Origin of the sequence: Mycobacterium gordonae, assembly GCF_002101675.1 — a bacterium.
GTDB classification, from domain to species: Bacteria; Actinomycetota; Actinomycetes; order Mycobacteriales; family Mycobacteriaceae; genus Mycobacterium; species Mycobacterium gordonae.
On sequence record NZ_LQOY01000008.1, the window covers coordinates 1 to 7506 of the forward strand.

1 protein-coding gene is annotated in these 7506 nt (G+C 68.3%); it reads left to right on the forward strand.

Going from position 1 to position 7506, the window contains the following annotated elements:
• A partial coding sequence (locus AWC08_RS00820) for a non-ribosomal peptide synthetase (RefSeq protein ID WP_142283338.1) occupies positions 1 to 7506 on the forward strand: 7506 nt, incomplete at both ends.

Genomic DNA, 7506 nt, shown 5'->3' on the forward strand with positions numbered 1-7506 from the left:
CTGGGTGAGGTGCGGGCGGTGCTGGCCGGGCTGGATGGGGTGCAGAGCGCGGTCGTCGTGGCCCGTGCGGACCAGCCCGGGGACAAGCGGCTGGTCGGCTATGTCACCGGCACCGTCGAGCCGGCCGAGGCGCGGAGGGCACTGGCCAAGCGGCTCCCGGCCTATATGGTGCCCGCGGCGGTGGTGGTACTCGCCGCGCTGCCGTTAACCCCCAACGGCAAGCTCGACGTCCGCGCGCTGCCGGCACCCGAGTACCACGACACCGACCGCTACCGCGCCCCGGTCACCGCGGTGGAAGAGATCCTGGCAGGCATCTACGCCAGGGTCCTGGGATTGGAACGCGTCGGCGTTGATGACTCATTCACCGTCCTGGGTGGAGATTCGTTGTCGGCCATGCGCTTGGTCGTGGCGGTCAACGCCGCCTTGGACACCAATCTCGGGGTGCGCGCGGTCTTTGAAACCCCCACGGTTGCCCAATTGGCGGCCCGGATCGGTGACCACAGTGGGGGACGGCTGCAGCCGCTGATGGCCCTGCCCCGGCCTGCGGTGGTTCCGTTGTCGTTTGCCCAGTCCCGGTTGTGGTTCTTGGAGCAGTTGCAGGGGCCTTCGGCGGTGTACAACCTGCCGGTGGCATTGCGGCTGAGCGGCCGGTTGAATGCCGAGGCGCTGGGCGCTGCGCTGGCCGATGTGGTGGCCCGCCAGGAAAGCCTGCGCACGCTATTTCCCGCACCCGAGGGAACACCCCGGCAGCTGGTGGTGCCGGCCGAGCGGGCCGACTTCGGCTGGCAGGTCACCGATGCGACCGGCTGGCCGGCGGACCGGCTGAGGGGGGCCATCGCCGCGGTGGCAGGCCGCAGCTTTGACCTTGCGGCCCAGATTCCGCTGCGGGCAGAGCTGTTCCAGCTCACCGACGACGAGCACGTGCTGGTAGCCGTGGCCCACCACATCGCCGCAGACGGCTTGTCGGTCACCCCACTGCTACACGATCTGAGCACCGCCTATGCCGCGCGGTGCGGCGGGGACGCGCCTCGCTGGGCACCGTTGGCCGTGCAGTACGCCGACTACACGCTGTGGCAGCGCGCGCAGTTCGGCGACCTCGCCGACAGCGGTAGCCGCATCGCGGCGCAGCTGGGGTACTGGGAGGAGGCCTTGGGCGGGATGCCCGAACGTGTGGCGCTGCCCACGGATCGGCCGTACCCGCCGGTGGCCGATTACCGGGGCGCCGTCGTGGCGGTCGACTGGCCGGGCGAGCTTCAGCAGCAGGTGGCTCGGGTGGCCCGGGAGCACAACGCGACCACTTTCATGGTGATGCAGGCCGCGTTGGCGGTGCTGCTGGCCAAAGTTGGTGGCAGCACGGATGTGGCCGTCGGGTTCCCGATCGCCGGGCGACGTGATCCCGCCCTCGATGATCTGGTCGGCTTCTTCGTCAACACCCTGGTACTGCGCGTAGATCTCAGCGGTGATCCCAGCGTTGCCGAACTGCTGGCCCGAGTCCGGGCGCGCAGCCTAGCCGCCTACGAGAACCAGGACGTGCCGTTCGAGCTGCTGGTGGAGCGTCTGCATCCGGCCCGATCCCTGGCCCATCACCCGCTGATTCAGGTGATGCTGGCCTGGCAGAACTTCGCCGGTCCGAGCGATCAATCCGCCGCCGGGCAAGCCCTGGGGGATCTGACCGTCACGCCGGTGCCGATCGATAGCCACACCGCACGCATGGACCTGACGTTTTCGCTGGCGGAACGCTGGAGCGAGGCCGGTGAGCCCGCTGGAATCGGTGGGACGGTGGAGTTCCGCACCGACGTGTTCGACGCCGCCAGCATCGAAGCGCTGATCGAGCGGCTGGGGCGGATGGTGGTGGCGATGACCGCCGACCCATCCCGGCGGCTGTCGTCGATCGATCTGCTGGACAGGGCCGAACACGCCCGCGTGGATGAGATCGGTAATCGGGCGGTGTTGAGCCGGCCCGCAGCCCCGACGGCTTCTGTTCCAGCGTTGTTTGCCGCGCAGGCTGCGCGCACCCCGCAGGCGGTGGCGATCAGCTTCGAGGGCCAGACGATGAGCTACCGCGAACTCGAGGAAACCGCCACGCAGTGGGCGCACCTGCTGGCGGGGCAGGGTGTGGGCCCTGGGCAGTGTGTGGCGCTGCTGTTTTCCCGTTCCGCCGAGGCGATCGTGGCGATCTTGGCGGTGCTCAAGACCGGGGCGGCCTACCTGCCGATCGACCCGAGCCTGCCTGCGGCGCGGGTCGGGTTCATGATCGCCGACGCCGCCCCGATCGCCGCGATCACCACCAGCCGGCTGCGCTCGCGGCTCCACGGACACGACTTGGCCGTCATCGATGTCACGGACCCTCGCATCGATACCTGCCCGGAAACCGAGCTGTCGGCGCCGCAACCGGACGATATCGCCTACCTGATCTACACCTCGGGCACCACCGGCGTCCCCAAGGGTGTGGCCGTCACCCACCACAACATCACCCAGCTGATCGATTCGCTGGATCCGAAATTGTCAGGGCCACAACGAGTGTGGTCGCAGTTCCATTCCTATGGCTTCGACGTTTCGGTGTGGGAGATGTGGAGCCCGTTGCTCCAGGGCGGGCGGCTGGTGGTGATACCCGAGCCGGTGGTCGGCTCACCCGAACAGTTGCACACGGTGCTGGTCAGTGAGCAGGTCGATGTGCTGACCCAGACCCCTTCGGCGGTGTCGGCGTTGGCGCCGCAGGGGCTGGAGTCGGTGGCGTTGGTGGTTACCGGTGAAGCCTGCCCGCCCGAGGTGGTGCAGCGGTGGGCCGCAGGGCGGGTGATGCTCAACGCTTACGGACCCACCGAAACGACGGTGTATGCGGCGATCAGCGGACCGTTGGCAGCGGGATCAGCGGGCTCGGGCGTTGTCCCCATCGGCTCCCCGCTGCCCGGAGCCGCGGTGTTCGTCGTCGACCCGTGGCTACGGCCCGTGCCACCAGGGGTGGTTGGGGAGTTGTATGTGGCCGGCGCCGGGCTGGGCATCGGATACTGGCGCCGACCGGGGTTGACCGCGTCTCGGTTCGTGGCGTGCCCGTTTGCCGGGGGGCAGCGGATGTATCGCACCGGGGATCTGGTGCGGTGGCGTCCTGACGGGCAACTGGACTATCTCGGACGCGCCGATGAGCAGGTCAAGATCCGTGGATACCGCATCGAACCCGGTGAAGTGCGGGCCGCCTTGGCCGGGTTGGCCGGGGTGGAGCAGGCGGTGGTAGTAGCCCGCGAGGACCGCCCCGGTGACAAGCGCCTGGTGGGCTATGTCGTTGCTGTCACCGAGACGGTGGAGCCGGCCGCGATGCGCGCGGCGCTGGCTGAGCGGCTGCCGGCCTACATGGTGCCGACGGCGGTGGTGGTGCTGCCGGCGTTGCCGCTGACTAATAACGGCAAACTCGACATCCGCGCGCTGCCGGCTCCGGAGTACCAGGATGTCCTTCGTTACTGCGCCCCGGCTAACCCCACCGAAGAGATTCTGGCCGGCATTTACGCCCAGGTACTCGGACTCGACCGGGTCGGGGCCGAGGAATCGTTCTTCGAGTTGGGCGGGGACAGCATCATGTCGATGCAGGTAGTGGCGCGGGCCCGTGCTGCCGGCCTGATGTGCCGACCGCGGGACATCTTCGTCGAGCAGACGGTAGCCCGGCTGGCGCGGGTGGTAGCGGTGGCTGATGGAACGGTCGGCCCGATCGATGAGGGTGTCGGGCCGGTGCTGACTACTCCGATCATCGCCTGGCTGGCGGACGTGGACGGCCCGGTTGAGCAGTTCAACCAGACGCTGGTGGTGCAGGCTCCCCCGGGGGTCGGGCAGGCCGACGCGGTGGTCGTGCTGCAGGCGTTGCTGGACCGTCACGCCATGTTGCGGTTGCGCGTCGACAACTGGGACGCCCGGGCGTGGTCGCTGTACGTGCCCGAGCCGGGTTCCGTGGACGCGGGCGAGCGCCTACATGAGGTGGACGTGCTATCCGACGAGGCGGTGGTAGCGGCGCGGGCCCGGTTGCATCCGGGCGCCGGGGTGGTGCTCAGCGCATTGTGGGTTTCCTCCACCCGCCAACTGGTGCTGATGGTTCACCATCTGGCCGTCGACGGGGTGTCGTGGCGGATTTTGTTGGAGGATCTCAACATCGCCTGGGCTCAGTATCGCCGAGGACAGCAGATAGTGCTGCCGGCGACCGGGACGTCTTTTGCCCGATGGGCGTCGCAGCTGGCCGCATGTGCGGATCGCACGACCACGGTGGACGAGGCGCGCTCCTGGCAAGAAGTGCTGGCGACCCCCGCCGCGTTGCCGGCCGTCCAGCCTGCGTTGGATACGTTTGCCAGCGCGGGCCACATGTCGCTGGCACTCGATGACGTCGAGACCACCCGGATGCTGTTGGGTGAGGTGCCGGCGGCGTTTCACGCCGGGATACACGAGATCCTGCTGATTGCGTTTGCCTTGGCGTGGGCGGAGTTCCTGGGCACCGGCGCCGCGCCGATCGGCATTGACGTCGAGGGCCACGGCCGTGACGAGGAGTTGGTCGGTGACGCTGACCTGTCGCGCACCGTCGGGTGGTTCACCACCAAGTATCCGGTGGCCCTGAGTGTCGGGGGGCCGGAGGGCGCGCTGCGCTGGGCGCAGGTGGTGGCCGGCGAGGCAGCGCTGGGGACGACCGTCAAAGACGCCAAAGAGCAACTTCGCGCCCTCCCCCACCCGCTGACCTATGGGCTGTTGCGGTACCTGAACACCGAGGTGGAGCTGGCCGGGTCCGACCCGGTCATCGGATTCAACTACTTGGGACGGGTGGGCGCCGGGGGCACCGAGTCACCCGGTGATCTGTGGCTGGTCAGCCAGGACCGCTCCTCGTCACTCGTCGCGTCACTCGCCGCCGCGGTGCCCATGCCGCTGATGCACACGGTGGACCTCAGCGCCGTCACTATTGACACCGGCACCGGCCCGCGACTGCAGGCCAATTGGACGTGGGCAGCGTCGGCTCTGGATGAGGCGGGGATCACCAGGGTGAGCAGGCTGTGGTTCGAGGCCCTGGCCGGCATCTGCGCGCATGTACGGTCCGGTGGGGGCGGTTTGACGCCGTCCGATATCGCGCCTGCCAGGCTGAGTCAGCACCAGATCGACGATTTGCAGCGCCAATATCGGATCGCCGACATCTTGCCCATGACCCCCCTGCAGCGGGGGCTGCTCTTCCACGCCGGCACCGCCAGCGACGACGTGTATGCGGTGCAGCTGGCATTTACCGTGACCGGCCCGCTTGACCGGCACCGACTGCGGGATGCGGTGCACACCGTGGTCACCCGGCATCCACACCTGGTGGCCCGATTCTGCCCACAGTTCGACGATCCGGTGCAGCTCATCCCGGCCGATCCCGTGCCGGGGTGGCGGTATGTCGAGCCTGGCGCCGAAGATCACGATGTCGACGAGCTGATCAGGAGGGCCTGCGACGCCGAACGCGCCGCAGTCTGCGATCTCGCGAAAGGGCCGGCCTTCAGGGTGGCGTTGATCCGCACCGCAGCCGACCGGCACCGGCTGGTGCTGACCAATCACCACATTGTGATGGATGGCTGGTCGTTGCCGATCCTGCTGAGGGAACTGTTCGCCGCGTACCACGGGCAGCGGCTGCCCGCTGCCGTGTCGTATCGCCGATTCGTGAGTTGGCTGGCCGGTCGGGACCTGGATGGCGCCCGCGCTGCTTGGCGTGCGGCGTTGGCGGGCTTTGACACCCCCACGTTGGTGGGACCCCCGCGCAGGACGGGGTTTGGTACCCGAGGTGTCACATCATTTGCGGTGTCCGCCGGCCTCACCCGTGCGGTCAAGGAGCTGGCGCGCTCGTCTCGCACCACGGTCAACACTGTTTTGCAGACCGCCTACGCGCAGCTGCTGTGCGGGCTGACCGGTCAGCATGACGTCGTCTTCGGCACCACGGTCGCGGGCAGGCCGGCTGAGGTGGCCGGTGCAGAATCGATGGTGGGCCTGTTCATCAACACGGTGCCGGTGAGGGCAAGGATCACGTCGGCAACCACCACCTCGGATCTGCTGGATCAGCTGCAATGCGCCTATAACAACACGCTGGAGCACCAGCACTTGGCGCTCCAGGAGATCCACCGCGTCGCGGGTCAGCAGCAGCTGTTCGACACCCTTCTCGTGTACGAGAATTACCCGATCGACGCTGCCGGGCAGCCGGGCGAGCATGAGCTGGACATCACCGAATTCACCAGCCGCGAATCCACCCACTACCCGCTGGCGGTGATCGTCCAGCCGGGCCCCGAGCTCCTGCTTCGCGTTGAATTCGACACCGAGGTGTTCGACGCCAACAGCATCGACACACTGAGCGGACGGTTACAGAAGCTGTTGACAGCCATGACCGCCAACCCCACCCGGCGGCTCTCCTCAATCGATCTGCTCGATGATTCCGAGCACGCCCGCCTGGATGGGTGGGGCAACCGGGCGGTGTTGACCCGACCCGGACCCGACGGTGCCTCAATTCCGGCGCTGTTCGGCGCGCAGGTGGCGCGCGCCCCGGAGGCGGTGGCGCTCAGCCACGGACAGCGTTCGTGGACCTACCGCGACCTCGATCGGGCGGCCCACCAGCTGGCGCATCTGCTGGCCGGTCATGGGGCAGGTCCCGGACAGTATGTGGCGCTGTTGCTGCCCCGCTCAGCCGACGCAATCGTGGCGATTCTGGCGGTGCTCAAGACCGGGGCGGCCTACCTACCGATCGACCCGAACCTGCCCGATGTCCGCCTCGAGTTCATGCTCGCCGACGCTGCCCCGATCGCCGCCGTCACCACCAACCGGCTGCGCCCGCGGCTCGAGGGACACAACTTCGCCGTCATTGACGTCGCCGACCCTCGCGTCCGGGCCTGCCCCGACGCGGACCTTCCGGTGCCGCAGCCGGACGATATCGCCTACCTCATTTACACCTCGGGCACGACCGGGGTGCCCAAAGGCGTTGCGATTACTCACCGCAACGTCATCGGGCTGTTCGACTCGCTAGACGTCGGCCTGCCGCTGGAACCGGGGCAGGTGTGGACGCAGTGCCATTCTTTGGCCTTCGACTTCTCGGTGTGGGAGATGTGGGCGGCGTTGTTGCACGGGGGTCGGCTGGTGGTGATACCCGAAGAGGTGGTCAGTTCACCGGGGGACTTGCACGACGTGCTGGTCGCCGAAGACGTCAGCGTGCTCAGTCAAACGCCGTCGGCCATCGGGGTGCTGTCGCCGTCGGTGTTGCCGTCGACGGCGGTGGTGGTCGCCGCGGAGCCCTGCCCGGCGGAGGTGGTGGATCGGTGGGCGCCGGGGCGGGTGATGGTCAATGCCTACGGCCCGACCGAGACCACGGTGTATGCGTCGGTGAGTGCGCCGCTGGTAGCGGGGTCGGGGGTGCCGCCGATCGGGTCGCCGGTGGCGGGGGCGGCGTTGTTCGTGCTCGATGGGTGGTTGCGGCCGGTGCCGGTCGGGGTGGTGGGGGAGTTGTATGTGGCCGGTGCCGGGGTGGGTGTGGGC